Below are 26323 nucleotides of genomic sequence, written 5' to 3'. Positions count from 1 at the left end.
CGGGTATGACTTGTCCTATGGATAACCTTCTCGCCGGGCCGCCCCCGACTCAACTGCCGGATCTGCCCGAGGCCAGGGAGGCGCTCGAATCCGGAGCCAAGGCCGCGGACGTGGCCGCCCGTTTCCCCGCCTACCCGGCGGCCTGGGCAACGCTCGCGGAAGAGTACTTCGCGCAGGGGCACGCCGTCACTTCCTACGCCTTCGCCCGCACGGGCTACCACCGCGGGCTCGACGCGCTCCGCCGCAGCGGCTGGAAGGGACACGGGCCCGTCCCCTGGGAGCACGAGCCCAACCGCGGCTTCCTGCGCTGCCTGTACGCTCTGTCCAGAGCCGCCCAGGCGATCGGCGAGAAGGACGAGGCCGAGCGGTGCATGCAGTTCCTCAAGGACAGCAGCGAGACCGGCTACGAGGCACTTACAAAGGGTTAGCCCTCGTTGTCTTGGGACGAATAGGCACGTTCGGGTAGTCTCTCAACGCAAGAGCCCCTGTCGCGCTTGCGCCAGGGGTTTTCGTTTTGTGCACGGGAGACTGAACCATGCCGGCTGCCGTTCTCGTTGGCGCCCAGTGGGGCGATGAGGGCAAGGGCAAGGCCACCGACCTGCTCGGTGGCGACGTCGACTACGTCGTCCGCTATCAGGGTGGCAACAACGCGGGACACACCGTGGTCATCGGGGACCAGAAATACGCGCTGCACCTGCTACCGACGGGGATCCTGTCTCCGGAGGTGGTCCCGGTGATCGGCAACGGCGTGGTCATCGACCCGGGCGTGCTGCTGAGCGAGATCGACGGGCTGGCCGCGCGCGGCATCTCCGCCGAGCGCCTGCTGATCTCCTCGAACGCCCACTTGATCATGCCCCACCACAAGGCCCTGGACAAGGTCACCGAGCGCTATCTCGGCAAGGCCAAGATCGGCACCACGGGCCGCGGCATCGGGCCCGCCTACGGCGACAAGATCGCCCGTATGGGCGTGCGCGTCCAGGACCTGCTCGACCCCGGCATCCTGGCCAAGAAGATCGAGGTCGCCCTGGCCGAGAAGAACCAGGTGCTGACCAAGGTCTACAACCGGCGCGGCATCGACCCGTCGGCGGTCCTGGACGAGTACCTCGCCTACGCCGAGCGCCTCAAGCCGCACATCGCCGACACCTCGCTGGTGCTCTCCAAGGCGCTGGACGAGGGCAAGTTCGTGCTGCTGGAGGGCGGCCAGGGCACGCTGCTGGACATCGACCACGGCACCTACCCGTTCGTCACGTCCTCCTCGCCGACCTCCGGGGGCGCCTGCGCCGGGGCCGGGATCCCGCCGAACCGCCTCACGAAGATCATCGGCATCCTCAAGGCGTACACGACCCGGGTCGGCTCCGGCCCCTTCCCGACCGAGCTCACCGACGAGGTCGGCGAGTGGCTGCGCCAGACGGGCGGCGAGTACGGCGTCACCACGGGCCGCAACCGGCGCTGCGGCTGGTTCGACGCGGTCATCGCCCGCTACGCGACCCGGATCAACGGGATCACCGACTACTTCCTCACCAAGCTGGACGTGCTGTCGGGGCTGGAGCGGATCCCGGTGTGCGTGGCGTACGAGGTGGACGGGGTGCGGCACGACGAGATCCCGATGACGCAGACCGACTTCCACCACGCCGTGCCGGTCTACGAAGAGCTGCCGGGGTGGCAGGAGGACATCACCAGCGCGAAGTCCTTCGACGACCTGCCGCCCAACGCGCAGGCGTACGTGCGGACGCTGGAGGAGATGAGCGGCGCCCCGATCTCGGCGATCGGCGTGGGCCCCGGCCGCGACCAGACCGTGGTGGTGCGCTCGCTCGTCTGAGCGGGCCCGGGGTCCGGTCCCGCCGGACCCCGGCATGCCGCGAGGCCAGGTGATGCCTCAGCCTGCCTGGCCTCATATGGTTGGGGTATGCCTCGTTTCCGCCACATCCTGGACACCATGGCCGCCTACAAGCCGGGCAAGGTCGTAGCGACCCCCGAGGGCCGGTCGTACAAGTTGTCCTCCAACGAATCCCCGTACGACCCGCTGCCGTCCGTGGTCGAGGCCATCGCCGAGGGGGCGCGGCAGATCAACCGCTACCCCGACCCCGGCGCCGTCAAGCTGACGGAGACCATCGCGGAGCGGTTCGGCGTGCCGACCGAGAACATCGCGCTCGGCGCGGGGTCCGTCACGGTGGCGCAGCAGCTGTTCGAGGCGGTCGGGGAGCCCGGGGTCGAGGTCGTCTACGCGTGGCGGTCGTTCGAGGCGTACCCGCTGCTGGCCGACCTCTCCGGGGTGACGTCGGTCCAGGTGCCGCTGGCCGGGGAGGACCACGACCTGGACGCCATGGCGGAGGCGATCAACGAGCGCACGCGCATGGTGTTCGTGTGCAACCCGAACAACCCGACCGGCACCTCGATCCGCCGGGGCACGCTGGAGGCGTTCCTGGACCGGGTGCCCGAGCACGTGCTGGTGGTGCTGGACGAGGCCTACCGCGAGTACGTGCGCGACGAGGACGTCCCCGACGGCCTCGCCCTCTACCGCGACCGGCCGAACGTCTGCGTGCTGCGCACGTTCTCCAAGGCGTACGGGCTGGCGGGCCTGCGGGTCGGTTACCTGATCGCGCACGAGCCCGTGGCGACGGCGATCCGCAAGACGATCGTCCCGTTCGCGGTCAACCACCTCGCCCAGGTGGCGGCCATCGCCTCGCTCAAGGCCGAGGACGAGCTGCTGGAGCGGGTCGAGCACGTGGTCAAGGAGCGCACGAGGGTCCGCGAGGCGCTCATCGCCCAGGGCTGGACGGTGCCGCCCACCGAGGCGAACTTCGTCTGGCTCCGGCTCGGTGAGCGCACCCTCGACTTCGCGGCCGCCTGCGCCGTGGAGGGCGTGGCGGTGCGGCCGTTCGCGGGGGAGGGCGCGCGGGTGTCCATCGGCTCCCCCGAGGCGAACGACGCGTTCCTCACCGCCGCCGCGGCCTTCCACGGCTGATCAGCGGCGGGCCTGCCAGTTGAGGTAGGCGACCGACAGCAGCGTGGAGCCGTACTGCGACTGGACGGCGTGGTCGACGTAGACCGCCAGCGCGTGCGTGAGCAGGGCTGGGTCCCACTTGGCCACCGGCATGTAGCGCGGCGCCTGGAGGTACTGCCCGGCGGCGGCCAGGCCGCCGGTGCCGTCCACTCTCAGGAAGGTCGTCGCCACGCCGTTGTCGCTGGTGGCCATGTTCTTGGTGTAAGTGCGGGCGAAGCGGCCCATGTCGGCGTCGGTGAAGCCGAGGCCGAAGCGGTGCGCGGCGGCGGCGAACTCCACGTCGATCCCGCCGTGGCTGAGGTCCTCGATCTGCTGCCCGCCCTTGGGCGGGGTGCCGAAGGACGGGGTCCACTCGGAGACGCCGTCGGCCTTGGTGTAGCCGCTGTAGAGCTTGCCGAAGCTGGGCCAGTACGGCCAGTAGTAGGCGTCCTTGTCGTTGACCTTGAGGTCGCGGGCGAACGTGGTGGCGAGCCGGCGGGTGCGGTCGCGGAAGTGCGGGTCGCGGGTCGCCGCCGCCAGCTCCGCGTAGGTCTGGCCGAGGGCGACGCTCTGGTTGATCGGCTGCTCGACGCCGTCGTAGGGGACGGGCATGCCCTTGGGCCAGATGTAGTAGCCGTCGGCCACCCATTCGGGGTCGTGCACGGCCGCGGCGTCCCGGCACGCCTTGAGGTATTCGGCGGCCTTGGCCCGGTAGCGGGCGTTGCTCCAGAGGCGCCGGTCCCGGCGGACGATCCGGACGAACGACGCGAGCGGGTAGGTGATCATGCCGGTGTGCACCGAGAAGATCACCGGCGCGGCCGCCAGCCTGAACGTCCCCAGCGCCGGCATCGTGGCCCCCGCCGGCGAGGGGCGCAACTCCTTGGCCGTCACCATGGTCGGCGACGGGTAGGCGTCGAGGATCCGCTTCACCGCGTAGTCGGGGCTGGCGGGGTCCATCGTCAGGTCGGCGAAGGTGGACACCCTGTTCTTGACGGGATTACTCACCTCCAGCGTGAAGCGCCCCTCCGAGGTGCCCGCCCGCACGGTCGCCACCGCGTCGTTGACGTTGACGAGCGCGCTGCGCACCTCCAGGAGGGGCTGCCCGGACGCGTCGAGCAGGCTCACGCCGCCCGCGCTGTAGACGAGGCTGCGCCAGGCGGGCAGCGACAGGCCGCGGTAGTCCGTGACGCCGCGCTCGGAGTCGCGGTTGCCCAGCACGAGGTCGGCGTTGTGGATGAGCCGGTCCAGGTAGGAGGTGGCGTGGTAGGCCTCGTACATCCTGATGTAGGCGGCCATCACGTAGGAGGCGCCCCAGCCGAGCCCGCCCGCCTCGTTGGTGTCGGTGGGCTGGCCGACGGCGCCGCTCTCGTGGAACAGCTTGTCGAACAGGTCGAACGTCTCGCGCGAGGTGTAGTCGTAGCCTGCCGCGGCGCGGGCCGTACCGGGCAGTGCTGCCAGGGCGCCGAGGGAAAGCGCGCCCAGGCCGAATTGGCGGCGAGTAAGCATGGTGACCCTTTCACGAGCGAGCGAGCGGCGTCAGCTCTTGACCGCGCCGCGCATGCCTTCCAGGACGTGTCGTTGCATGATCATGAAGAAGACGACCACGGGCAGGATCGAGATGATCGTGCCCGCCGCCAGGCTGCGGATGTCGGTGCCGGTGATCCCCGCCAGGTAGGCGATCCCCAGCGAGATGGGATACAGGGAGGAGTCCTTCAGGACGACCATCGGCCAGATGAAGCTGTTCCAGACCGAGATGAAGCCGAAGACGCCGAGGATGGCCAGGGTGGGGCGGGCGGCCGGGAGCATGACGTGCCAGAAGATGCGCAGTTCGTGGCAGCCGTCGGTCCTGGCGGCGTCCACCACCTCGCGCGGCACCCCGGCGAAGGTCTGCCGGAGCAGGAAGATCCCGAACGCCGACAGCAGGCCGGGAAGGATCACTCCCAGGTAGCTGTCGGCCATCCCGATCTGGGACACCACCAGGAACCTCGGCAGCAGCATGACCTCCCCGGGGAGGAACATGGTGGCCAGGATCGCGAAGAAGATCAGGCTCCGGCCGCGGAAGGCCATCACCGCCAGCGGGTACGCGCACAGCGCCGACACCAGGATGTAGAGCGGCACCATCACGGCCACGAGGAACGCCGAGTTGAGCAGGTAGCGCGGGAACGGGATGGCCGTCCACGCCTCCTTGGCCCAGGTGAGCACGGGAGGCCGGGGGATGATGTCGGGCGGGAAGGAGAAGACGGCCTGTCCCGCCGGCTTCAGCGCCGCCGACAGCAGGATGAGGAAGGGGCCGACGAAGGCCAGGGCGATCGCGACGAGCAGCACGTACATGCCGGTGCGGCGGATCCACCAACTCAACGCGTGTCCTTCCTTCCGCTGGTGAGCCGATAGTTGAGCAGGGCCATCACGATCAGCAGGACCCACAGGACGAGTCCGACGGCGCTGGCGTAGCCCATGTCGTACTTCTCGAACGCCTCGGACCAGATGTAGTAGCCGAGCATCAGGGTGGCGTCCTGCGGGCCGCCCTTGGTCATCACGAAGACGGTCGTGAACGCCTGCATCGCGTCGAGCATGGCCATCGTGACGGTGACCGCGATGTAGGGGACCATCAGCGGGACCGTGATGCGGCGCATCCGGTGCCAGCCGTTGGCGCCGTCTATCTTGGCGGCCTCGTACAGGTCCGTCGGGATCGTCTGGAGGCCGGCGAGGTAGACCATCATGTAGACGCCCATGTTCTTCCAGCCTTCGACCAGGATCAGCGCGGGCAGCGCCCAGACGGGGTCGAGGAGGTACTGGATGGGCTCGTCGAGGAGGCCGAGCCCGGTGAGCAGCCAGTTGACGACGCCCTGCTGGTGGAAGACGTAGTTCCAGGCCACCGCGACCGCGACCATCGAGGTCACGACCGGCAGGTAGTAGAGCATCCGGAACGTCCTGATGCCGGGCAGCTTCTGGTTCACCAGCACGGCCAGCGGCAGCGGGAGCACGACGAGCAGCGGGAACAGGCCCACGAGGAACACCAGCGAGTTGCGCAGGGCGGTCCAGAACGTGGCGTCGCCGAGGATCTTGACGAAGTTGTCCAGCCCGGTGAAGACGGGCGGGCTGACGCCGTCGTAGTCGGTGAAGGAGAGCTGGACCGCGGTGACGGCCGGCCAGGCGAAGAACACCCCGAACAGCACCAGGGCCGGTAGCGGGAAGAGGTACGGCGTGTACCAGCGCTGCCCCGGAATCCGGCTGGCGGCCACCGGCCTCACATCCTTCAGTGTCTAATAGTGACGCCCAAAGCCTCGATAAGAGTCGGCCAGAATTTGGACGCAGACTATAGATCGCCCATCTCGACCGTCAAGAGCCGACCAGAGCAGGGATCCTTGACGTACGGGCCGAAGAAGTGTCATTGTGCCGAAAGAATTATTAAGGACGGCCATAATTCTCAGGAGGTCCCCCGATGTCGAGGAGAAGAGCGTTGGGGGCAGGCGCGCTCGCGCTGGCTCTCATGTCGTCCGGCTGCGTCGCCGGAACGTCGGGCGGCACATCAGGGGGACGGGCGGATGACCAGCCGTTCGAGGGGGAGGTCGAGTTCTGGACGATCAACCTGAAGAAGAATTTCGGCGCCTACATCGACGGGCTGATCGCCCAGTACCAGAAGGACCACCCCAAGGTCACCGTCAAGTGGGTGGACGTGCCCGGGCAGGACATCGCGACCAAGCTGCTCGCGGCGGTCGCCAGCGGCGACGTCCCCGACGCGGTCAACATCGCCTCCTCCGACCTCGGCCGGTTCACCCCGTCGCTGGCCCCGCTCGACGAGCTGTTGAAGCCCGCCGACCTCGCCGACTTCCAGCCGAACCTGGTCGAGTCGCTGCGGGTGTCGGGCAAGCTGTACGCCGTGCCGTGGTACAACGGCGGCACGCCCGTGAGCATCTACCGCAGGTCCGTCGTCACGAAGGCGGGCTTCGACGAGAAGGCCCCGCCGAAGTCCTACGCCGAGGCCCTCGCCCTGGCCGACGAGGTCTACGCCAAGACCAAGGTCTACGGCAGCAACGACATCCCGGGCGTCAACGCCGCCTCGGTGCTGCGCTACTACGGCATCGAGCTGCTGAGCGCCGACAAGAAGAAGGCGATCTTCAACACGCCCGAGGTCGCCGAGCTGCTGGGCTCGTTCAAGAAGAGCTACGACAAGCACGGCATCGCGCCGGGATCGGTCTCCAAGGACGTCCGGAACTACCCGCAGACCCTGGAGAACGGCCAGATCGCGATGGCGGCCAGCGCGTCGGCGGCGACGCTGGTCAACGTCGAGAAGAACGCCCCCGACATCTACAAGGACCTGCTCGTCACCGAGCCCGTCCAGACGAAGACCGGCGGATACCTGCTGCTCGCCCAGCAGACCGTGGCCATCCCCAAGGCGTCGAAGCATCAGCGGGCGGCGGCCGAGTTCGTCAAGTTCTTCACCAACGGGGCCAACCAGCTCGCCTTCTGCAAGCTGGTGCCGATCTACCCCTCGACGATCTCCTCCACCAAGGACGCCTTCTTCTCCGACATCAGCGGCGACTCCCCGATGGACGTCGCCCGCCGGGTGATCGTCAAGGGCCTGCCCAAGCTGGAGTACGTCCCGCTGGGCACGGCCAAGGACGCCGAGCTCGGAGAGTCGCTGTCCGAGGAGATCAGGGCCTTCCTCCAGGGATCCAAGAGCGCCGAGGAAGCGCTCGCCGCCGCGGAGAAGCAGTGGAATGACGCACTTGCCTAAGCTCAGAATCGGGATCATCGGTGCCGGGATCATGGGGCGCGGCCACGCCGAGGTCCTTTCCGCCCACCCGGACGCCGAGGTCACCGCCGTCGCGCGCCGCGCCCTCGACGCCGTCCCGCAGGCGGCCGTCTATCCCGGCTACCGGGAACTGATCGCGTCCGGCACGGTCGACGCCGTGTCGATCACCACCCCCGACCACCTGCACGCGGACGTGATGGTGGCGGCGGCGGAGGCCGGGCTGCACATCCTGGTCGAGAAGCCGTTCACGACCACCGTCGAGGACGCCGACCGCTCCGTGGCCGCGATCCGGCAGGCAGGCGTCACCGCGATGTGCCTGTTCAACCACCGGTGGGTGCCCGCGTACGCGCAGGCCAAGCAGCAGATGGAGCTGATCGGCGAGCCGGTCGTGGGCTACGCCCGCAAGGACGACACGATCCACGTGCCCACCGAGATGATCGGCTGGGCCGACCGCACGACCTGCGCCTGGTTCCTGTCGAGCCACGACATCGATCTGGTCACCTGGCTCTACGACGACCACGTGGTGGAGGTGTTCGCCACCGCCCGCCACGGCAAGCTGCGCGGGATGGGCATCGACACCCCCGACGCGATGCAGATCCAGGCCCGCTTCAGCCGGGGCGCCGTCGCCACCTTCGAGTCGGCCTGGATCTACCCGAACACCTTCCCGACCATGGTCGACAGCTACGTCACCGTGGCTGGCGAGTCGGGCGTCATCCAGCTCGACAGGCAGAAGGAGAACATCCAGCTCGCCACCGAGAAGTCTTACTCCTACCCGCGCAACATGCTCCAGCGGGTCGTGCACGGCATCCCCGCGGGCGCCTACCGCGACGCGATCCACCACTTCGTCGACTGCGCCCGCACCGGCGCCGAGCCGCTGGTCAGCGTGGAGAGCTCGCGGCACGTGACCGCCGTGCTCGCCGCCGCGCACGAGTCCGCCCGCACCGGACGGCCGGTGACATGTTCGTAGAGAAACCGCCGCACGTGCATCCCACGCGCATGCGGCACATCACCGACGAGGCGCTGCTGGAAGCCCTCGGGGCGAGCGACGTCGCCGAGGCCAGGGCCTGGCGCCGGGGGCGGCCGGTCCCGGCGGCCCTCGGCGCGGAGGGCGCGGACGCCCTGCTCGGGATCGAGGCCGACTTCCTGGACAAGGGCCACGGCCGCTCCCTGCTGTACGGCTTCCACTACCTGCGCTGGATGTCCCCGCTGATCACGGCCTACGCCGAGACCGGTGATCCCCGCTACGCCGCCGGGTGGGACCGCCTGTTCCGCCAGTGGTACGACGACCGCGACCGGGTCCAGGGCGACTGGCCGGGGCTCGACGTGGTCTGGTACTCGCTCGGCGTCCGCGCCCGCGCCATGTACGTCACCGAGGCGCTGGCCGTCTTCGCGGACGAGCCCGCGCTGAGCGACAGGTGCTGGCTGCGGATGATGAAGACGGTCCTGGGCGGCGCCCGGTGGTCGGCCGAGGAACACGACGAGTTCCGCCACGGCAACTGGCAGTTCGTCAACGCGTGCGAACTGCTGGTCACGGCCCGGGTGTTCGCCGACCTCCCCGAGGCGGGGCAGTGGGCCGAGGTCGCCACGGCCCGCGTCCTGGAGCACCTCGACCGGGACGTACGCGCCGACGGCGGCCACCACGAGCGCTCCCCCAGCTACCACCTCATGTGCCTGGACAACCTCGAACGGGCGGTGGCCGTCGAGCCCGCGCTCGCGCGGCATCCGCGCCGCCAGGCGATGTACCGCTGGCTGAGCGTCCTGACGACGTCCGGCGGCTGGGTGCCCCATCTGCAGGACAGCGGCCTGATCTGGCCGCAGGACGTCGGGCCGGCCGAGGGCTCGCACAACCTGGAGGCCAGCGGCTACGCCACCTTCCGCCACGGCGACTTCCACACCGTCGTCAACTACGGCCCGTACGTCGGGCACGAGCTCGAACCGCACAGCCACCACGCGGCGCTCGACTTCGTGCTGTCGGGCTGGGGCGTGCCGCTGGCCTGGGAAGGGGGCGGCCCGCCGTCCTACGACGACCCCCGCTACTACGACTGGTACCAGGCGACCAGGGCGCACAACACGCTGCTCGTCCCGGGCGAGGACTACACCGAGGACCGCCGCGCCGCCTGTGACCTGTTCTCCGTCTCCGCGCAGGCCGACGTCTTCGCGGGGCACCACCATGGCTTCAGCGCACGGCACGACCGCGAGATCGTCTTCGTCAAGGGCGACTCCCCGTACTGGATCGTCACCGACCGGATCGACGCGGAGGCGATCTGGCAGATCCACGGCCTGTCGCCGTGGATCGAGCGCGACGGCTGGTTCGCGGGCACCCGTGGCCCGGGAATCCTCGTGGTCCCCCTGGAACCCCCGGACGAGGTGCTGTACGGGACGGGCCCGGCCAGGATCCCGGACCCGGCCACCAGGACCGCCGAGTACGGCGAGATCCACTCGCTCGGCCTGCGGCGCGCCGACGGCAGGTTCACCGTCGGCATCTTCCCCTACCGCGACAAACTCCCCGATGTCCCCGAAGATTGGACGGTTCATGCTGATCGACGCTGACGCGATGCTCGGCCGCTATCCCCGCAGGGACGTGGGCACGGGCTCGATCACGGAGGCGCTGGACAGAATGGACCGCTTCGGCATCGCGGAGGCCGTGGTCGGCCACACCCTGTCGTGGCTGCACGACCCCGCGACGGGCAACAGGGAGCTGCTCGGCCTGATCGCCGATCAGCCCAGGCTGCGCCCCTGCTGGGTGATGCTGCCCGACACCTGCGGCGAGCTCGGCACACCGGACGAGTTCGTGGGCGCGGCACTGGAGCGCGGGGTGTGCGCCGTCCGCGCCTACCCCGCCGACCACGGCTACGACCTCGCGGGCGGCGACTGCGCGGCCGTGCTCGCCGCCCTCGCGGAGGCCGGGCTGCCGCTGCTCGTGGACGCGGCCCAGACCTGCTGGCCCGCCGTGGAGTCCGTGGCCACCGCGCACCCGAAGCTGAGAGTCGTGGTCGGCGCGCTCGGCTACCGCCAGCTCAGGCAGACGGCCGGGGTGCTCTCCCGCACCGGCAACGTCTACCTGGGGCTGGCCAACCTGTCCTCGCACTGCGGGCTCGAATGGCTCGTCGAGCGCTACGGCGAGCGCCGTCTCGTCTTCGGCACGGGGGCGCCGGTCAGGGATCCCGCAGAGGCGGTCACCCGGCTGCTGTGGGCGGAGCTCGACGACGCGGCCGTGGCCGCCATCGGCGCCGGCACCCTGCTGGAGCTGCTGCCCGTGGGGGCGATGTGAACGCGATCACCTCGGCGCTGTGGCAGCGCCGCCCGCAGACCAGCGTCCGGATCGTCGACGCGCACGCGCACGCCGGCCCCTACAGCCTGTTCTTCATCCCCGAGCCGTCCCCCGACGCGATGGTCAGGGTGATGGACAGGTGCGGCGTGGCGCACGCCGTCATCTCCAGCCACCTGGCGATCCAGCTCGACGCGGCGGCGGGCAACGCCGCGACCGCCGCGGCGGTGGACCGCGCGCCGGACCGCTTCACCGGCTACCTGACCATCAACCCCTGGCAGGACCCCGACGGCGAGCTGGGCAAATGGGGCGACGACCCGCGCTTCGGCGGCATCAAGCTCCACCCCGACCTGCACGACTACCCGCTCACCGGCTGGCGCTACGCGGGCGTGTGGGAGTTCGCGCGGCGCACCGGCTGCCCGGTGCTCACCCACACCTACGACGGCTCCCCCTACAACGACCTGGACGCGCTGGACGCCGTCGCGTCCGAGCACCCGGACGTGGTGATCGTCGCAGGGCACGCGGGCGCGACCCCGCTCGGCTTCGAGCGGGCCATCGAGGTGGCGCAGCGGCGCCCAGGGGTCATCCTGGAGGTGTGCGGGTCCTTCAACACCGGGCCCGACATCGCCAGGATGGTGCGGGAACTGGGAGCCGGCCGGGTCGTCTACGGGTCCGACTTCCCCTTCATCGATCTTCGGATCTCGCTGGGGAGGGTAATCTTCAGTGGCCTCGCAGAGGGGGACCAGGCCGCGGTGCTCGGTGCGACGATGACCCGCTTGCTTCAGTGGAGATCCGGACTGGGGTGATCAAGATCATGGATCGGTTGCGTTCGGAGTCGCGGCCCAGGGTGACGATCGGCGTCGTGGGGCCGCACGATCTCGTCGAACAGATCATGACGATCGGCGCGGGCATGCCGGCCGCGGCCGACTGGCGGCTGGTCGGCGCGCCTCATGCCGAGGAGCACGAGACCTTCGACAAGTTCTCGCGCATCGCCGACAGCATCGACGTGGTGCTGTTCACCGGGCCGCTCCAGCACGACCTGGCCAGGCAGGCGGGCGAGCTGACCGTTCCCGCCACGTTCGTGCCCATGAGCGGGGCCAGCCTGTACGCCAGCCTGCTGCGCGGGGTGCTCACCCACGGGATCGACCCGGCCAGGGTGAGCATCGACTCGCTGCCCGCCGCCGACGTGGACGAGGCGTACGGCGAGATCGGCGTGAGCACGGCCGGCGTGCACCTTTCCGAGTACGACCGGCCGGAGTCGGCTCGCGGCTTCAGCGACTTCCACGAGCAGCTCTACCGCCAGGGCGCGACCAGCGCAGCGCTGACCACGATAAGGACCGTCGCCAACAAACTGGCCGCGGCCGACGTGCCCGTGCTGCGCCTGCTGCCCACCTCCCATACGCTGCGCCTCGCGCTCAACACCGCCGCCCTGCTCGGCACCGGCAGCAGGCTGGAGGACGCGCAGATCGCCATCGTGGTCGTCGAGCTCGCCGCCTCCGCCAAGCCCAGCTACTCCGGGCCGGGCAACTACTGGCAGCAGGAGCTGAAGCTGTCGCTGCACCGGTCGCTGCTCGCCGACGCGCGGGTGATGGGCGCGACCGTGGCCCCCCGCGACGAGAACGGCTACGTCGTCACCGCCACCGTCGGCGCTCTCGGCCAGGCCACCGACGGGTTCAGGATGGCGCCGTTCATGGACCGGATCCGCTCCGACGCCGGCGTCGACGTCGAGGTGGGCATCGGGCTCGGCAGCACGGCCCGCGACGCCGACGCCAACGCGGTGGCGGCCGTCGAGAAGGCCCGCAACGCGGGGGCGAGCGCCGCGTACCTGGTCGGGGGCGACGGCACCGTGCTGTCCCTGCCGGTACGCAGGCGCAAGCGGCAGGAGAGCGAGCCTATCGTCGCCACCAAGGCGACCAAGCTGCTCGAACGCCTGGTGGAGGGCCTGCACGACGGCGACTCCATGGTGGTCGACGCCGAGATCGTCGCGGAGGTGTTGTCGATCTCCCCGCGCAGTGCCCGCCGGGTCCTGCAGAGCCTCGCGGAAGAGGGTCTGGCCTGGCCGATGCCTCCGGTCAAGGGCACCCAGGCGGGCCGGCCCCGCCAGCCGTACCGGCTCGTGCGGAGTTAGGCGTCGCCCAGGCGCACGCGCGAGCCGTACCTGTCCAGCAGCCGGGCGTTGTGCGCGTCCCCGCCCGGGGTGTTGGCCGACCGGAAGACGGGCGGCGGCTCGCCGGCCGCGAGGAAGCGGCCGACGACCTCGGCGACCAGGAGCTGCGCGGCCAGCACCCCGGTGAGGGTCGAGACGCCGCAGGCGCTGCCGCCGCCCGGCAGCGGCAGGGCGGCGTCGCCGTACGGCGCCCCGTTGTCGACGACCACGTGGGCCAGGTCGGCCAGCCGCTCCTCGACGGCCATCTCGGCGGTGTGCGCGCGGGAGGTGATGGCGATCACCTGGTGCCCGTGCCGCACCGCCAGGCGGGCCATCTCGACGATCGCCGCGTTGGCGCCGGAGTTCGAGATGATCACGAAGACGTCCTCGGGCCGGATGTCGGCCAGCTCCCAGATCCGCGCGGCGAGGCCGGGCTCGCGCTCGATCTTCGGGTCGAGGATGTCGCGTGGCGAGGCGTCGCCGTAGTAGGCGACGTCGCGGATGCCGAGCTGGTTGGCCGGCACCAGGCCGCCCGCCCGGCCGGTGAGCTCCAGCGCGACGGACCTCGAATGGCCGGTGCCGAACGCCTGGAGCACCCCGCCCGCCCGCAACGAGGCGAAGACCAGCTCGCCGGCCCGCCCGATCGCGTCGCGTTCGGCGGTGAGCAGCCGGTCCACGGCCGATGCGGCGGTCCGCGCGTACGCGCTCTGGTCGATCACAGGTCCTCCAGCAGGTTTCGTGCGGTCTCGGCGACGAGTTCGGCGCTGCCCAGGGCCACCTGGCTCGCCAGGACCTCGTACTCGGCCCGCCGGTAGGCGGCGGCCGTCGGCAGGTATCCGGGATAGCCGTTGACGTAGCCCAGGACCACGGTCGGCGCGCCGGGCCGGTCGGCGACGCGCTCGCCGACGGCGAGGAACGGCTCGCCGGGGAGCCCGGCCAAAGCGAGCCCGCCGAGGCGGGCGGCGTTCACGTCGACGCCCGTCGGGACGGGCGGCCCGCCCCGCGCCCGCAGCCCTTCGAGCCTGCTGCGGGCCAGGCGGGTGGCGACCGGGTCGCCCGACGCGGCGGCCCGCTCGTACCCGGCGACGAGCGCCGCCTCGTCGGCCGTCGTGGTGGCGGGTTCGAGCGTCAGCCGTCGCGTGGCCCAGGAGATCCGCCCGCCGGTGGATCCGGCTCGCCAGAGCGGGGTCCCCGGGCCCGCCAGCAGCTCGGCGCAGCGGTCCGCGACGAGCTCGCCCAGGCGTAGCAGCTCCGCCGCGTCCTGGCCGCGCCTGGTGTGGCGGGTGCTGATGTCGCCGGCCGCGCCGGTGGCGACCGCCACCCACACGTCCTCGCCGAGCCGCCGCCCCAGGCTCCCGCGTACGGCTCCGACCAGGTCGGCGCTGACCAGCCGGTTCGCCGCGGGCAGGACGGTGGGATGCACGGGAAGCACCACCAGCACCCCGGCGAGCCCGCCGTCGCGCACGGCGATCAGGTCGAGCGGCACCACGGCCGGCGCCCCCGGCCTGCTCCGATCGGCGCCGACCCCGTGCAGCTCCCCTCGGTGGGCCGTGCCCTCGCACGGCCGCTCCGCGTCGACCGCCCGCCGCACGGCCGTGCGGACCGCCTCGGCGACCAGGCCGAGCCACGGCTCGGGGGTCGGCCCGCCGCCCGGCACGCAGCCGGTCTCGGGCCCCGCGTGGGTGTGGCTCGCCGCCAGCCACAGCTCGCATCCGGCCGCCTGCCCGGCCCGCCTGGCGAGGTCCTCGTTGACGCAGATGACGTCGGCGATCGCCAGCGCGAACCGCCTATGGCCGTCCGACCAGGTCACCGCGCTGACCGACAGGGGATCGGCCGTGCCCGTGGACGGGCCCGGCCGGTCGATGTAACCGCCCATCGGCGTGCCGTCCGGCACGGGCAGGTCGGCGGTGCCGTGTCCCACTCTCATCGTTCGGCCGTTCTGATCATCGTCCGGTAGCGGACGGGTCCGGTGGAGGCGGCCAGCAGGGCGGCGCCCGCGAGGCTGTCCCCCGAGGGCGGCCGGAGTTTCGCTCGGGGGAGCAACCGGGCCAGCTCAGCCTCGAAACCGGCGCGGAGCCCGGGGTCGCGCAGCAGGCGGCCGGTCCACGCGACGGGCACCGGCGCCCCCTCCGCGAAGCAGCGGGCCGCCGCCGCCACCGTGCCCGCCAGCTCGCGGGCCGCCTCCTCGGCGATGGCGCGCGCCGTCAGGTCGGACCGGTTCGGGTCGCCTGCCAGCTCCAGGACGTGGACGGCGAAGCGCGCGATCCGCGCCACCGCGTCGGGGGCGAGGTAGAGGCGCGCGGGCAGGCCGGCCAGGTCGCCGAACACGGCCTGGGCGCGCTCGGTGAGCGGGCCGGGCTCCGCGCGCCCGTCGAAGCCCCTGCAGGCGGCGTCGAGGCCGCGCCGGCCGATCCAGAAGCCGCTGCCGGCGTCGCCGTAGAGGTAGCCCCAGCCGTCCACCTGCCGGATGCCGTCACCCACGCCCAGGGCGATCGCCCCGGTGCCCGCGGCCAGCACCACGCCGTCCCCACCCGAGAACGCGCCCGCGTGCGAGGTGACCACGTCGGTCGTGATCAGCACGCGGCGGGCCATGGCGAGCAGCCGGTCGGCCAGTTCGTCGGGATCGTCCAGGATCGTGGTCAGCCCGAGGCAGATGGTGCCGAGCCGCCCCCATCCCGTCCCGATCCGCTCCAGCACGGCCTTGACCGGGGAGCCCTCCGCGTACGACAGGCCGGGCAGCTCGCGGACCTCCAGGACCCGGCCCGACTCGGCCAGGCCCAGCCGTAATCCCGTCTGCCCGCCGTCGATCGCCAGGTCCATGGACACCTCCTGGTCACGATCCGGGCCGGAGCCCGGCCCTGCGGTATTCCGTGGGGGAGCAGCCGACATGCCGCCGGAACGCGCTGCGCAGGGCCTTCGCGGTCGGGTAGCCGGTGTGCGCGGCGATCACGTCCACCGGCAGCGCCGAGGTCGAGAGCAGGCGGCGGGCGTGCCGCAGCCGCAGCCCGGTGAGATGCCGCAGGAACGTCGTCCGCCGCTCCTCGGCGAACAGGTGCGAGATGTAGTACGGGCTCGCGCTCACGGCCTCCGCCACGGTCGCCAGGCGCAGCCCGGGATCGGTGTAGTGCTCCGCCAGGTACGCCTCCGCCAGCGCGAGCACGTCACGGCGCGGCGCGGCCGGCATCAGCCGGCCCAGTGTCTCCCGCAGCCAGATGTGCAGGTAGGAGCGCTCGTGGATGTCCCCGACCATGATGATGTCCTCGATCGGCAGCCGGGCGCAGGCCTCCACCCAGTCCGTCGACCCGTCGGCCAGCCTGGCCCGGTTGGCCACGTCCACCACGAAGAGCAGCTGGCCGATGAGCCAGTTGCGCAGCGTGCGCGGGTCGACCCCGGGCTCCCGGGCGCACCTGTCGACCCACCCGGCCAGCAGGCCGGCCGCGCCGTTGCGGTCACCGGCGCGGACCCGCCTGGTCAGCTCCTGCTCGATGCGCACCGGCGGCGTCAGCGCGGCGCTCTCGCGCGGTGGGGGCGCGATCACCCGGTCGCCGCCGAGCACGAGCTTGTAGTCGTTGGCCCGTCTGGCGTCCCGCTCCGCCGCGACGTGTTCGAGGCTGGGCGCGCCCAGGCTGACCGTGGCCGTCCACGCCGTCTCGCGGACGATCCTGGCCCGCAGTTCCTCGGCCAGCGCCTCCGCGTCGGACATCAGCGCGCCCGGGTCGGCGCCCGACAGCACGATCAGCCACTCCTCCGGCGGCAGGAGGTGGCACGTCGCGTCGCGGCGGGTGCTCGCGGCCGAGCGCACCGCGTGGTCCGTGCGCTGGAGCTGGCGATGCGCCCATGACCGGCCACGGGTCTTCTCGGAAACCAGGAAGTCGTCGATGTCCACCAGGGCAGCCACGGCGTAGGTCATGCTTCTACTTTAGGCGGACCGAAATTTGACCGTATTTACCAGCGTCCCGACTCCCTCGACCGTGGCCCGCATGGTGTCGCCGTCCTTGAGCGGGGCGATCCCGGCGATGGTGCCGGTGGCGATCAGGTCCCCGGGCATCAGCGTCATCCCGTCGGACAGGTCGGCGATGAGCCGGGGCAGCCCGAAGACCATCTGCCTGGTGTTGGCCCGCTGCCTGACCTCGCCGTCCACCTCCAAGGTCAGCTCCAGCGCCTGCGGATCGGGCACCTCGTCCACCGTCGCCAGGTACGGCCCCGCGGGCGCGAAGGTGTCGAACCCTTTCGACTGGTCCCACGGCACGTTGCGGGCGATGTTGGCCAGCTGGAGGTCGCGGGCCGTCATATCGTTGATCACGGTGTATCCGGCGACGGCCTCCCGCCACCGCTCGGCCGGCAGGTCCCTGGTTACCTTGCCGATGACCACGGCCAGCTCCACCTCGTGCTCCAGGTGGCGGGTGCGGGCGGGGGCGACGACCGGGTGGCCGTGGCCCACGAGCGCGGACGGCGGCTTGAGGAACAGCACCGGCTCCGGCGGCACCTCCAGGCCGCTCTCGTCCGCGTGCTCCTGGTAGTTCAGCGCCAGGCAGCAGATCTTCGTGCAGGTGGCCACGGGCGGCTCGAAGATCACCGCGCCCTCGTCCAGCGTGGGGCCGTCGTGACCGGCCACCAGCTCGGTCAGGCGGTCGAGCCCGTACGAGTCCAGGGCCGCCACCGGGTCGGACCCGACGTCGGCCAGGCTCACGAGCTCGCCGGGCGCGCGCCGGGCCACCAGCTCGACAGGGCCGGAAGGGGTGCGCCGAATGCGTCCAAGAAACATGTCCGTAAGCCCATCAAGGCCCTGTGACCTCCACAAGCACCGAAATTTGCGCTTAGACCCGCTTCTTGCTGTCTTTCTTGTGGCCGGGCGCGGCACCGCCGTTTGATGGTCGGCATGACCCGCACTCTGGACGTCAGCCGCGACCTCTACACCACCGCCCGGCGCTACATCGCGGGCGGCGTCTCCAGCGACGCCCGCCGCACCGCGGGCGTGCCGCTCTACGTGGACAGGGCATCGGGATCCCGGCTCTGGGACGTCGACGGCAACGTCTACGTCGACTACGTGCTCGGCCAGGGCCCCGCGCTGCTCGGCCACTGCCCGCCCGCCGTGGTGGAGGCCGTCGCCGCGCAGGCGGCCCGCGGCATCGTCTACTCCGCCCAGCACGCGGCGGAGTCGCGCGTCGCCGAGCGGCTGTGCGCGATGGTGCCCTCGGCGGAGCGCGTCCGCTTCAACACCGTCGGTTCCGAGGCCGCGCACGCCGCCTGGCGCCTGGCGCGCGGCTTCACGGGACGGCCCAAGATCCTCAAGTTCGAGGGCCACTACCACGGCTGGCTCGACCCGGTCCTCTACAGCGTGCACCCGTCCCTGGATGACGCCGGGCCGCAGGACCACCCCCGCGCCGTCCCCGGCACCGCGGGCCAGCCGCCCGCCGCCGACCTGGTGATCTGCCCCTGGAACGACCTGGACGCGCTCTCCCGCCTCATGGACGAGCACGCGGGCCAGATCGCCGCCGTCGTCACGGAGCCGGTGCTCTGCAACACGGGCGCCATCGAGCCGGACCCCGGCTACCTCCAGGGGGTGCGCGCGCTGTGCGACCGCCACGGCAGCCTGCTGATCTTTGACGAGATCATCACCGGTTTCCGGCTCGCCCCCGGCGGCGCCCAGGAGTACCTCGGCGTCAGCCCCGACCTGTCGGTCTTCGGCAAGGCGATGGCGGGCGGCATGCAGGTGTCCGCGCTGGCGGGGCGGGCGGGCGTGATGGACGCCATCTCCTCGGGCAAGGTCGCGCACGCCGGGACGTTCAACTCGCAGCCCGTCGGCATCGCCGCCGCCGAGGCCACCCTACGCATCCTGGACGAGCGGCGCGAGGAGGTCTACGGCACCCTCTACGCGCGCGGGCGGCAGCTCATGGCCGGCCTGCGCGCGGCCGCGGCCAAGGTGGGCGTCCCGATGCTGGTGGACGGCCCAGGGCCGGTCTTCCAGACGTACTTCACCGACGCGCCCGCGGTGCGCGACTACCGCGACTTCGCCAGGACCGACCGCGCCATGATGGCCCGCCTACACGCCGCGCTGCTCGACCGCGGGATCAACATGGTGCCTCGGGGGCTGTGGTTCCTGTCCACCGCCCACACCGAGGCCGACGTCGCCGCCACCGTCGACGTCTTCGAGGACGCGCTTCGGTCCCTTCCGCTCGGTTGAGATCACCAGCGCCACGCCGGCCAGAATGACCAGGCCGCCGACGACCACCCGGGTCGTGATCGGCTCGTCCAGCAGGAGCGCGCCGAGCGCGACGGCCACCGCCGGGTTGACGTACGCGTACGTGGACACCAGTGAGATGGGGGCGTTGCCGAGCAGCCACGAGAACGCGGTGAACCCGATCAGCGACCCCACCAGGACCAGGTAGGCCAGCGCCAGCCAGGACCTGGTGGTGACGGCCGACACGTCCAGCCGCTCGCCGGCCCCGGTCCCGACGACCAGCAGCGCGGCGCCGCCCACGAACATCTCGACCGCGCTGGTGGCGAGGGCGTTGGCGGGCATCTGGATCCTGCTCGACAGGAACGAGCCCACCGCCCAGGACACCGAGCCGAGCAGCACCGCCACGATCCCGACGCCGCTGCCGCCCTCGCCGCCGGTCAGCGACAGCGCCGCGACCCCGCCGAGCCCGACCAGCACGCCCGCGAGCGTGAGCGCCTTGGGACGGTCGCGCACGACGAACCTGAACACGACCAGCCACAGCGGCACCGAGGCCACCAGGAGCGCCGCCAGGCCCGTGGAGATGTACTGCTCGGCCACCGCCAGCAGCCCGTTGCCGGTGGTCAGCAGCAGCACTCCGACGACGGCAGCGCCCAGGAACTGCCGGCGCGACATCCTGAAGGCCGCCGGCCCCGACCGGATCAGCAGGAAGCCGGCGAGCAGGGTGGCGGCGGCGATGAACCGCAGGCCCCCGCTGAGCAAGGGCGGTATCGACTCGATCGCGATGCCGATCCCGAGATACGTCGACCCCCACACCACGTAGACGATCGCCAAGGCGCTCCAGACCAGGACTGTGGCCCGGCTGTCAGTGGTGTCCGTACGCATGGCTCATGACTGTACCGGGCGACCCTGACAAAACTCTCGCGGGTCTCAGACATCGCACTATGGCGGGATATTAGCGATCAGCGGCTTTCACGCCACTGTCCTCCCGCCCGCGGCGGGTGACAGGATCCTTCGCGTCACCCACCCGCGACGAAGGGAATGGCCTTCCGATGTCCGACAACGCCGCCGCGCTCGCCCACTTCGCCGCCCGCCTCGCCTTCGAGACCGACGTCTCGGACGTGGCCGCCGACCTGGCGGCGGGGGTCCCCGGCGTCGTGGTCGTCGACTCGCGCAGCCGGGAGAGCTGGGACCAGGGCCACATCGAGGGCGCCGTCCATCTCCCCACCGCCGAGATCGCCGCGAGGGCACCCGGCCTGGTCCCCAGGGAGGCCGCGGTCGTGACGTACTGCTGGGGGCCGGGCTGCAACGGCGCCACCAGGGCGGCCCTGGAGTTCGCGAAGCTGGGCTACCGGGTCAAGGAGATGATCGGCGGCTTCGAGTACTGGGCCAGGGAGGGTTTCCCCGTGGAGACCGCCTCGGGCGTCACCCGGCACCCCGTGGACGCCCTCACGGCACCGGTGTCCGGCATCGCCTGCGCCTGCTGACGGCCCGCGGCCCCGGCAGACCCGCAAAGCCGGACGAATCAGCCCGAAACCGGCCGCTTCCCTACCACGACTTCCGGCCCCCGACCTGCGGAAACGCACCGAGCCACGTGGTGCTGGGCGAAACCGCGCCGCCTCAACCAGAAACGCTCAGCCGGAGCGGGGGACGCGACGCGCGGGGGCGGAAGATCGACGCCTGAAAGAATTGGCGCCCCCGTCCGAATCCCGTCGATCGGGGGCGTTGAGAACATACCCGGATCTACCCGGGTCAACCAATAAGTTCACAAGAGTCAATGCGGGAGTTCGCAAAGATGACATTGATTGTCAATGCCATCCTGTTCCCCAGGTCATGCGAAAGCCCTCAGCCGTCTCACACGACTCCGTAATCGCGCTGAGTCCCACCCAGGAGGCACGCGGCTCCCGGCGGGGCATCGGAGTAGCCCCTGGAGCGTTTCCAGCCTCAAAAGACGTCTCAGGCCCGTACGGCGGGCAGCACGAAGTGCTCCGCGGGCGCGGGACCTCGCCCGATGACGCTCGGTGCCGAGAGGCGGCTCGGCACCGAGAACGTTCAATCCCGGGAAACCCTCATCGGGGCCCGAGCTTCTCCACGATCAGCCGGTACAGCTGGCGCGGACGGCCAGGCTGCGGTGTGCGGTTCGGCGGTAGCGGCCACGCGAGTCCCTCGTCAACCAGCGTGCGCAGCAACCGCCGAGCCGTACGCGGCGTCACTCCCAGCATCTTGCCCGCGCCCTCGGCGTCCACCACGGTGTCTCCGCCTTCGAGCTTGGCCGCCAGCCGGGCCAGTACTTCCACCCCCTTCGGTTTGAGTGCGTTGGACCCGGTAGGCGGCATCCGCGGGGCCGGGATAAGTGCCCGTCCCTCGCGGTCCACCGCGAATCCCTGTGCCTGTTTGCCCGCCTGTGTGCGGGCCAGTGCCGCCCGGGCGTGCGACTCCGCATCGTGTGTCGTGCGACCCATGCCCACGCCGACCTCGACCGCCAGTCCCAGCTCGTCCCTGATCCTGGCCGCGAACGGCAACACCCTGAATCCGTCCGTCGCCGCCGCGATCGAGCCTCTGGTAGCGGTAACCAGATAGCTGTGATCGTCGATCGGCCAGACGGTGGCGTTGATCCGGTTCGCCTCCTGGACCAGGAGCCGATGCAGCGACAGCCGCAGCTCATCGCGCCAGTAGCGAGGTGCCGCGCGCCGCACGGGTTCGCGCAGCGTCGGCACCTCCACCAGCACCACGGTGAGCTGCGACTCCTCCAGCCGGTGGTGTGCCCCCAGCAGCGCCGCGGTGTGCAGCGCCGTGCGGACCGCCGCCGACGTCGGCCTGATCCTGATGACCGGCACGCCCGCCGCATGCAGGCGGTCGGCCACCGCGGGCAGGCACGTCAGTGCTCCCGAGGTCGCTCCCTGCCTGGCCAGGCGCTCGTGGTAGGCCGCGATCGTGCCGGTGGCTCCCGGCTCGTCGCGGCTGTGCACGTCCGTCGCGGGGATGCCGAGGTCGGTGTAGGCCTCCTCGACATCGGCCCTGCTCACCACGTCGATGCTGACCCGTTGCGGGTCGATGCGAGTGTCCAGCGCGGCCTTGGCCAACGCCGCCACCAGTGCTGCTCCGCCGAGTTGGACGTACGTCGCCGGCATCGTCAGCACGCCGGAACGCCTGGCCAGGTCATAAGGGACCGGGCTGGCGAACAAGCATGCGTCGACTCCGGGACCGAGCCGCGTCACCTTGTCGGGCGCCTCCTGTTCGTCGCGGTATGCGGCCGCGACCAGGCGACACGGCAGCGGCGCCGCTGCGTGACCCATCAGCATGACTCGTTCGACCAAGTCGTGGGGTCCGACCACGCCGATGGTGAGGTCCGGTGTCATAGCGCCCGGGCGTGACACTCGGGGAGTTTCTTCGGCCCTCTCGACCAATGTTCGTCCCATCCTGCCGTCCGTTGCAGTGCTCTCTTTTGGAACGATCGCTCGCGGGGGCCGTAATGTCACGCCCGACTTTTCCGGAAAGTCCTTCAGGTTGACCGTCCGACAAGAGGTCCTAGCAGCTCAACGAGGTTTTTCTGGCGTTTTTTAGTGCTCTGAAATCTCTCGTGTAATGTCCGCGCCGAGAGCGCGCATTCGGGCGGCGAGATGCGCGTGGCCGCGATCGATGAGGTATCCGGAGTCGATCTGGGTCTCGCCTTCGGCGGCGAGGCCGGCGAGCACCAGGGCGATGCCGGAGCGGAGATCGTGGGCCGTCACCTGGGTGCCGATCAGCGGCGTCCGGCCGCGCACGACGGCCCGGCTGCCCTCGACCTCGACGTTCGCGCCCATCTTGTTCAGCTCTCCGGCCAGGGCGAACCTGCCGTCGAAGATGCGCTCGTGGATGTAGCTGGTGCCGTCGGCGAGCGCCGCGACGGTCATCATCGGGGACTGCAGGTCGGTGGCGAAACCGGGGTAGGTGTCGGTGATGATGTTGATCGGGCGCAGCGGGCCCTCGCACCGCACGTGCAGGACGGCGCCCTGCCGGGCGAACTCGACGCCCATCTGCTCCAGCTTGTAACGGACGACGCCCAGGTCGAGCCCCGTGCCCACCAGGCTCAGCTCGCCCCCGGTGATCGCCGCGGCCATCGCGAACACGCCCGCGTCGAGCCGGTCGGGCATCACGGTGTGCTCGACGGCGTGCAGCTCCTCCACGCCCTCCACGGTGATGAACCCCGTGCCGCCGCCGCTGATGCGCGCGCCCATCTTGGTGAGCATGTCGATGACGTCGAGCACCTCGGGCTCCAGGGCCGCGTTCTCGATCACGGTCGTGCCCTTGGCCAGGGCGGCGGCCATGATGAGGTTCTCGGTGCCGGTGTGCGACGGGGTGTCGAGGTAGAGGGTCGCGCCGGTCAGCCCGGACGCCTTGACGTGGATGACGGTCTCGCCCTCGTCCACGAGCGCGCCGAGGCGCTTGTAGCCGAGGTAGTGGAAGTCGAGGTTGCGGCTGCCGAGGTTGCAGCCGCCGATGCCCTCGATGATCGCCTCGCCCAGCCGGTGGAGCAGGGCGGGGGTGAACAGGACGGAGCCGCGGAAGCGCCGGGCGATCTCTGCCGGGAGCACCGCGCTGGTCAGCCTGGAGGCGTCGATGACCAGCGTGCGCTCCGACTCGTGCAGCTCGACGTACGCGCCGACCGCCTCGGCCAGCTCGACCGCGCGGCGGACGTCCTCGATGATCGGCACATTGCGTAGAACGGTGCGGCCCCTGGCGGCGAGCAGAGCCGCACCGATCATGGGGAGCACGGCATTCTTCGCGCCCTGGATGAACGCGGTTCCACGCAGTGCGTTGCCACCGCGCACGCGGTAACGGACCATTCGTGCGGCTCCTTGAAATCATCGGTGAGGCTCGATCGGGCCAACAGTAGTCGGTTGCACCGCCCGACCCAGCCGAATCATCCGCTAAAGGAAGCCCCCGTGACGCGCTCATATGCTTCTCGGTATCGCTGCCTCGTGCGCTCCACGATGTGGTCAGGAAGCGGAGGTGGGGGGTTTCCGGAGGATTTGTCCCATCCAGATTCGGGCGATAGCAGCCAATCACGTACAAATTGCTTGTCGAAAGAGTGCTGCGTGCGACCCGGCTGCCATTCGTCGGCCGGCCAGAACCGCGACGAGTCGGGGGTCAGCACCTCGTCACCCAGGGTCAGCGCCCCGTCGGCGTCCCAGCCGAGCTCGATCTTGGTGTCGGCCACGATGATGCCGCGCTCCCTGGCGATCTCCGCGCCGCGCGTGTAGACGGCCAGGGTGATCCGCCGCAGCTCCTCGGCGGTCTCCTTGCCCACCTCCTGGACGACCTGCTCGTACGAGATCGGCTCGTCGTGCTGCCCCATGGGCGCCTTGGTGGACGGCGTGAAGATCGGCTCGGGCAGCCGGGAACCGTCCTGGAGCCCTGCCGGCAGGCGGACGCCGGAGACCGTGCCGTCGGCGCGGTACTCGTTCAGCCCGCCGCCGGTGAGGTAGCCCCGCGCCACGCACTCGACCTGCACCATCGTCAGCGGCTTGCACAGCACGCTGCGGGCGTCGTCGCCCCTGCCCAGGATGTGGTTGGGCACGACGTCCTTGAGCTGGTCGAACCACCACAACGACATCTGCGTGAGAATGGCCCCCTTGTCGGGGATCTGGGTCTCCAGCACGTAGTCGAAGACCGAGATCCGGTCGGAGGCGACCATCAGCAGCTTGCCGTCGTCGGTCTGGTAGAGGTCGCGTACCTTGCCGGAGTGCACGTGCTTCATCGGGCGATGTCCGTCCTGTGGTGGGAGCCGCGCAGCTCGATCCGGTCGACCAGGTCATAGGCCGCCCGGCGCGCGCTCTCCTGGTCGGGCCCGTTGCCGACCACGGCGAGCACCCGCCCGCCGGCGGAGACCACGTCGTCGCCCTGCCTGGCGGTCCCGGCGTGGAGGACGTACGCGTTGCCGGTCTCCTGCAGCCCCGTGATCACGTCACCCTTGACCGGCGCCTCGGGGTAGTTCTCGGAGGCGATCACCACGGTCACGGCCGAGCCCTCCTTGACCACCGGATCGAGCCCCAGCTCGCCCGTCGCGCACGCCATCAGCAGCCCGCCCAGCGGCGTCTCCAGCCGGTCGAGCAGCACCTCCGTCTCCGGGTCGCCGAAGCGCGCGTTGAACTCCACGACCTTCGGCCCCTTCGTGGTCAGCGCCAGGCCCACGTAGAGCACGCCCTGGTAGGGCAGGCCGCGCCGGGTCAGCTCGCCGATCGTCGGGTGCACGACCTCCCGCATGACCTGCTCGGTCAGCCCGTCGGGCGCCCACGGCAGCGGCGTGTAGGCGCCCATGCCACCGGTGTTGGGGCCCTGGTCGCCGTCGTAGGCCCGCTTGAAGTCCTGGGCGAGCTGCAGCGGAACCGCCGTGCTGCCGTCGCACAGCGCGAACAGCGACACCTCCGGCCCGTCGAGGAACTCCTCGATCACCACCCGCTCGCACGCCAGCGCGTGCGCCAGGGCCTTGTCGCGGTCGTCGGTGACGACCACGCCCTTGCCGGCCGCCAGCCCGTCGTCCTTGACCACGTAAGGGGCCCCGAACTCGTCGAGCGCGGCGGCCGCCTCCTCCTCGGTGACGCACGTCCTGGCCCGCGCGGTCGGCACGTCGGCCGCCGTCATGACCTCCTTGGCGAAGGTCTTGGAGCCCTCGATCATGGCGGCGTCCCTCGACGGCCCGAAGCACGCGATGCCCGCGTCGCGCACGGCGTCGGACACCCCCGCCACGAGCGGCGCCTCCGGACCCACGACCACGAGGTCGACCCGCAACCGCACGGCCAGCTCGGCCACCTGCCCGGGGTCGAGCGGATCGACGGGATGAACGGTCGCGACCTCCTCGATGCCCGGGTTGCCCGGGGCACAGTGGAGCTCGCCGACCTGGGGATCGAGGCTGAGGGAACGGCACAGGGCGTGCTCACGCCCTCCGGAACCAATGACTAGAACGCGCACGGGGTCCATTGTCGCAGGCCCGCCGCCTGGCACAGGCGAGG

Annotated in this window: 23 protein-coding genes and 1 pseudogene; 11 read left to right on the top strand and 13 right to left on the bottom strand. The window is 70.9% G+C overall.

The window, feature by feature from the left end; genetic code table 11:
* Positions 1-17: 17 nt before the first annotated feature.
* The 3 genes from ACIBQ1_RS31565 (at position 18) to hisC (ending at position 2965) form a co-directional block, all read left to right on the top strand.
* Positions 18-428, top strand: coding sequence for a DUF3151 domain-containing protein (locus ACIBQ1_RS31565; RefSeq protein ID WP_397282934.1), 411 nt, complete (start codon positions 18-20; stop codon positions 426-428).
* A 107-nt stretch (positions 429-535) separates the two neighbouring features.
* The gene (locus ACIBQ1_RS31560; protein ID WP_397282933.1) at positions 536-1819 is read left to right on the top strand and encodes an adenylosuccinate synthase; all 1284 of its coding nucleotides are present in this window, start codon (positions 536-538) and stop codon (positions 1817-1819) included.
* A gap of 87 nt (positions 1820-1906) precedes the next feature.
* Positions 1907-2965 carry a histidinol-phosphate transaminase gene (gene hisC / locus ACIBQ1_RS31555; RefSeq protein WP_397282932.1) on the top strand — a complete coding sequence of 353 codons (1059 nt, stop codon included), beginning with the start codon at positions 1907-1909 and terminating at the stop codon, positions 2963-2965.
* On the opposite strand, the gene ACIBQ1_RS31550 is transcribed toward hisC, so the two are convergent.
* Genes ACIBQ1_RS31550 through ACIBQ1_RS31540 form a run of 3 tightly spaced genes read right to left on the bottom strand, consistent with a single transcriptional unit; the run spans position 2966 to position 6225 of the window.
* Complete coding sequence (locus ACIBQ1_RS31550) at positions 2966-4489, bottom strand: hypothetical protein (protein ID WP_397282931.1); 1524 nt, start codon at positions 4487-4489, stop codon at positions 2966-2968. It abuts the gene before it with no gap.
* A gap of 30 nt (positions 4490-4519) precedes the next feature.
* A complete protein-coding gene (locus ACIBQ1_RS31545) occupies positions 4520-5341 on the bottom strand; it encodes a carbohydrate ABC transporter permease (RefSeq protein WP_397282930.1) in 822 nt (273 codons plus the stop codon).
* The gene (locus ACIBQ1_RS31540) at positions 5338-6225 is read right to left on the bottom strand and encodes a carbohydrate ABC transporter permease (protein ID WP_397282929.1); all 888 of its coding nucleotides are present in this window, start codon (positions 6223-6225) and stop codon (positions 5338-5340) included. The genes ACIBQ1_RS31545 and ACIBQ1_RS31540 overlap by 4 nt, the downstream gene beginning before the upstream one ends.
* A 200-nt stretch (positions 6226-6425) precedes the next feature.
* Here ACIBQ1_RS31540 and ACIBQ1_RS31535 point away from each other — a divergent pair, with 200 nt between their 5' ends.
* The 6 genes from ACIBQ1_RS31535 to ACIBQ1_RS31510 are packed head-to-tail and all read left to right on the top strand — an operon-like array spanning position 6426 to position 13135.
* Complete coding sequence (locus ACIBQ1_RS31535) at positions 6426-7721, top strand: ABC transporter substrate-binding protein (protein WP_397282928.1); 1296 nt, start codon at positions 6426-6428, stop codon at positions 7719-7721.
* The gene (locus ACIBQ1_RS31530) at positions 7705-8706 is read left to right on the top strand and encodes a Gfo/Idh/MocA family protein (protein WP_397282927.1); all 1002 of its coding nucleotides are present in this window, start codon (positions 7705-7707) and stop codon (positions 8704-8706) included. Before ACIBQ1_RS31535 ends, ACIBQ1_RS31530 begins: the two co-directional genes overlap by 17 nt.
* Positions 8697-10289 (top strand): heparinase II/III family protein, encoded by a 1593-nt coding sequence (locus tag ACIBQ1_RS31525; protein ID WP_397282926.1) that lies wholly within the window; start codon positions 8697-8699, stop codon positions 10287-10289. Before ACIBQ1_RS31530 ends, ACIBQ1_RS31525 begins: the two co-directional genes overlap by 10 nt.
* Positions 10273-11010 (top strand): amidohydrolase family protein, encoded by a 738-nt coding sequence (locus tag ACIBQ1_RS31520; protein ID WP_397282925.1) that lies wholly within the window; start codon positions 10273-10275, stop codon positions 11008-11010. The genes ACIBQ1_RS31525 and ACIBQ1_RS31520 overlap by 17 nt, the downstream gene beginning before the upstream one ends.
* Positions 11007-11813, top strand: a complete 807-nt coding sequence (locus ACIBQ1_RS31515; RefSeq protein ID WP_397282924.1) for an amidohydrolase family protein — start codon at positions 11007-11009, stop codon at positions 11811-11813. Before ACIBQ1_RS31520 ends, ACIBQ1_RS31515 begins: the two co-directional genes overlap by 4 nt.
* Before the next feature lie 8 nt (positions 11814-11821).
* Positions 11822-13135, top strand: coding sequence for a GTP cyclohydrolase IIa (locus ACIBQ1_RS31510; protein WP_397282923.1), 1314 nt, complete (start codon positions 11822-11824; stop codon positions 13133-13135).
* Here ACIBQ1_RS31510 and ACIBQ1_RS31505 read toward each other — a convergent pair.
* From ACIBQ1_RS31505 to ACIBQ1_RS31485, 5 genes are read right to left on the bottom strand one after another with little or no spacing between them, the layout of a single operon-like run.
* Entirely contained in the window at positions 13132-13872 is a 741-nt protein-coding gene (locus ACIBQ1_RS31505; RefSeq protein WP_397282922.1) for a sugar isomerase domain-containing protein, read from the bottom strand. The genes ACIBQ1_RS31510 and ACIBQ1_RS31505 overlap by 4 nt on opposite strands.
* Positions 13869-15080 carry a hypothetical protein gene (locus tag ACIBQ1_RS31500; protein WP_397282921.1) on the bottom strand — a complete coding sequence of 404 codons (1212 nt, stop codon included), beginning with the start codon at positions 15078-15080 and terminating at the stop codon, positions 13869-13871. The genes ACIBQ1_RS31505 and ACIBQ1_RS31500 overlap by 4 nt, the downstream gene beginning before the upstream one ends.
* On the bottom strand, positions 15077-15973 hold the full coding sequence (locus ACIBQ1_RS31495; protein WP_397282920.1) for a BadF/BadG/BcrA/BcrD ATPase family protein: 897 nt from the start codon (positions 15971-15973) through the stop codon (positions 15077-15079). The genes ACIBQ1_RS31500 and ACIBQ1_RS31495 overlap by 4 nt, the downstream gene beginning before the upstream one ends.
* Positions 15974-15986: 13 nt before the next feature.
* Entirely contained in the window at positions 15987-17063 is a 1077-nt protein-coding gene (locus ACIBQ1_RS31490; RefSeq protein ID WP_397282919.1) for a helix-turn-helix domain-containing protein, read from the bottom strand.
* A gap of 9 nt (positions 17064-17072) precedes the next feature.
* Positions 17073-17918, bottom strand: a complete 846-nt coding sequence (locus tag ACIBQ1_RS31485) for a fumarylacetoacetate hydrolase family protein (RefSeq protein ID WP_397282918.1) — start codon at positions 17916-17918, stop codon at positions 17073-17075.
* 105 nt (positions 17919-18023) lie between these two features.
* Between ACIBQ1_RS31485 and ACIBQ1_RS31480 the strand changes: the two are divergent.
* Positions 18024-19262: pseudogene (locus tag ACIBQ1_RS31480) on the top strand (aspartate aminotransferase family protein); the annotation flags it as partial.
* Here ACIBQ1_RS31480 and ACIBQ1_RS31475 read toward each other — a convergent pair.
* Positions 19197-20216, bottom strand: coding sequence for an EamA family transporter (locus ACIBQ1_RS31475; protein WP_397282917.1), 1020 nt, complete (start codon positions 20214-20216; stop codon positions 19197-19199). The pseudogene ACIBQ1_RS31480 and the gene ACIBQ1_RS31475 sit on opposite strands and share 66 nt — an antisense overlap.
* A gap of 167 nt (positions 20217-20383) precedes the next feature.
* Here ACIBQ1_RS31475 and ACIBQ1_RS31470 point away from each other — a divergent pair, with 167 nt between their 5' ends.
* The gene (locus ACIBQ1_RS31470) at positions 20384-20818 is read left to right on the top strand and encodes a rhodanese-like domain-containing protein (protein WP_397282916.1); all 435 of its coding nucleotides are present in this window, start codon (positions 20384-20386) and stop codon (positions 20816-20818) included.
* 582 nt (positions 20819-21400) lie between these two features.
* Here ACIBQ1_RS31470 and ACIBQ1_RS31465 read toward each other — a convergent pair.
* The 4 genes from ACIBQ1_RS31465 to purD form a co-directional block, all read right to left on the bottom strand.
* Entirely contained in the window at positions 21401-22690 is a 1290-nt protein-coding gene (locus tag ACIBQ1_RS31465; RefSeq protein WP_397282915.1) for a GTP cyclohydrolase IIa, read from the bottom strand.
* Positions 22691-22891: 201 nt separating this feature from the next.
* The gene (murA, locus tag ACIBQ1_RS31460) at positions 22892-24157 is read right to left on the bottom strand and encodes a UDP-N-acetylglucosamine 1-carboxyvinyltransferase (RefSeq protein ID WP_397282914.1); all 1266 of its coding nucleotides are present in this window, start codon (positions 24155-24157) and stop codon (positions 22892-22894) included.
* A 77-nt stretch (positions 24158-24234) separates the two neighbouring features.
* Positions 24235-25071: a phosphoribosylaminoimidazolesuccinocarboxamide synthase gene (locus ACIBQ1_RS31455; protein WP_397282913.1), complete on the bottom strand. Its 837-nt coding sequence runs from the start codon at positions 25069-25071 to the stop codon at positions 24235-24237.
* Positions 25068-26282 carry a phosphoribosylamine--glycine ligase gene (gene purD / locus ACIBQ1_RS31450; protein ID WP_397282912.1) on the bottom strand — a complete coding sequence of 405 codons (1215 nt, stop codon included), beginning with the start codon at positions 26280-26282 and terminating at the stop codon, positions 25068-25070. The genes ACIBQ1_RS31455 and purD overlap by 4 nt, the downstream gene beginning before the upstream one ends.
* Positions 26283-26323: the final 41 nt, after the last annotated feature.

The sequence above is a fragment of the Nonomuraea sp. NPDC050153 genome, from assembly GCF_044460125.1.
Lineage (GTDB): Bacteria > Actinomycetota > Actinomycetes > Streptosporangiales > Streptosporangiaceae > Nonomuraea.
The sequence above is the reverse complement of the archived record's forward strand: the minus strand, read 5'-3'. Positions and strand labels throughout refer to the sequence as shown.

Coding starts and splice junctions, on each gene's coding strand:
- ACIBQ1_RS31550 (WP_397282931.1), bottom strand. CDS start 4,489: ATGCTTACTCGCCGCCAATTCGGCCTGGGCGCGCTTTCCCTCGGCGCC.
- ACIBQ1_RS31560 (WP_397282933.1), top strand. CDS start 536: ATGCCGGCTGCCGTTCTCGTTGGCGCCCAGTGGGGCGATGAGGGCAAG.
- ACIBQ1_RS31530 (WP_397282927.1), top strand. CDS start 7,705: ATGACGCACTTGCCTAAGCTCAGAATCGGGATCATCGGTGCCGGGATC.
- ACIBQ1_RS31525 (WP_397282926.1), top strand. CDS start 8,697: ATGTTCGTAGAGAAACCGCCGCACGTGCATCCCACGCGCATGCGGCAC.
- murA (WP_397282914.1), bottom strand. CDS start 24,157: ATGGTCCGTTACCGCGTGCGCGGTGGCAACGCACTGCGTGGAACCGCG.
- ACIBQ1_RS31535 (WP_397282928.1), top strand. CDS start 6,426: ATGTCGAGGAGAAGAGCGTTGGGGGCAGGCGCGCTCGCGCTGGCTCTC.
- ACIBQ1_RS31495 (WP_397282920.1), bottom strand. CDS start 15,973: ATGGACCTGGCGATCGACGGCGGGCAGACGGGATTACGGCTGGGCCTG.
- ACIBQ1_RS31475 (WP_397282917.1), bottom strand. CDS start 20,216: ATGCGTACGGACACCACTGACAGCCGGGCCACAGTCCTGGTCTGGAGC.
- ACIBQ1_RS31520 (WP_397282925.1), top strand. CDS start 10,273: ATGCTGATCGACGCTGACGCGATGCTCGGCCGCTATCCCCGCAGGGAC.
- ACIBQ1_RS31565 (WP_397282934.1), top strand. CDS start 18: ATGGATAACCTTCTCGCCGGGCCGCCCCCGACTCAACTGCCGGATCTG.
- ACIBQ1_RS31510 (WP_397282923.1), top strand. CDS start 11,822: ATGGATCGGTTGCGTTCGGAGTCGCGGCCCAGGGTGACGATCGGCGTC.
- ACIBQ1_RS31465 (WP_397282915.1), bottom strand. CDS start 22,690: ATGACACCGGACCTCACCATCGGCGTGGTCGGACCCCACGACTTGGTC.
- ACIBQ1_RS31485 (WP_397282918.1), bottom strand. CDS start 17,918: ATGTTTCTTGGACGCATTCGGCGCACCCCTTCCGGCCCTGTCGAGCTG.
- ACIBQ1_RS31470 (WP_397282916.1), top strand. CDS start 20,384: ATGTCCGACAACGCCGCCGCGCTCGCCCACTTCGCCGCCCGCCTCGCC.
- ACIBQ1_RS31455 (WP_397282913.1), bottom strand. CDS start 25,071: ATGAAGCACGTGCACTCCGGCAAGGTACGCGACCTCTACCAGACCGAC.
- hisC (WP_397282932.1), top strand. CDS start 1,907: ATGCCTCGTTTCCGCCACATCCTGGACACCATGGCCGCCTACAAGCCG.
- ACIBQ1_RS31490 (WP_397282919.1), bottom strand. CDS start 17,063: ATGACCTACGCCGTGGCTGCCCTGGTGGACATCGACGACTTCCTGGTT.
- ACIBQ1_RS31500 (WP_397282921.1), bottom strand. CDS start 15,080: ATGAGAGTGGGACACGGCACCGCCGACCTGCCCGTGCCGGACGGCACG.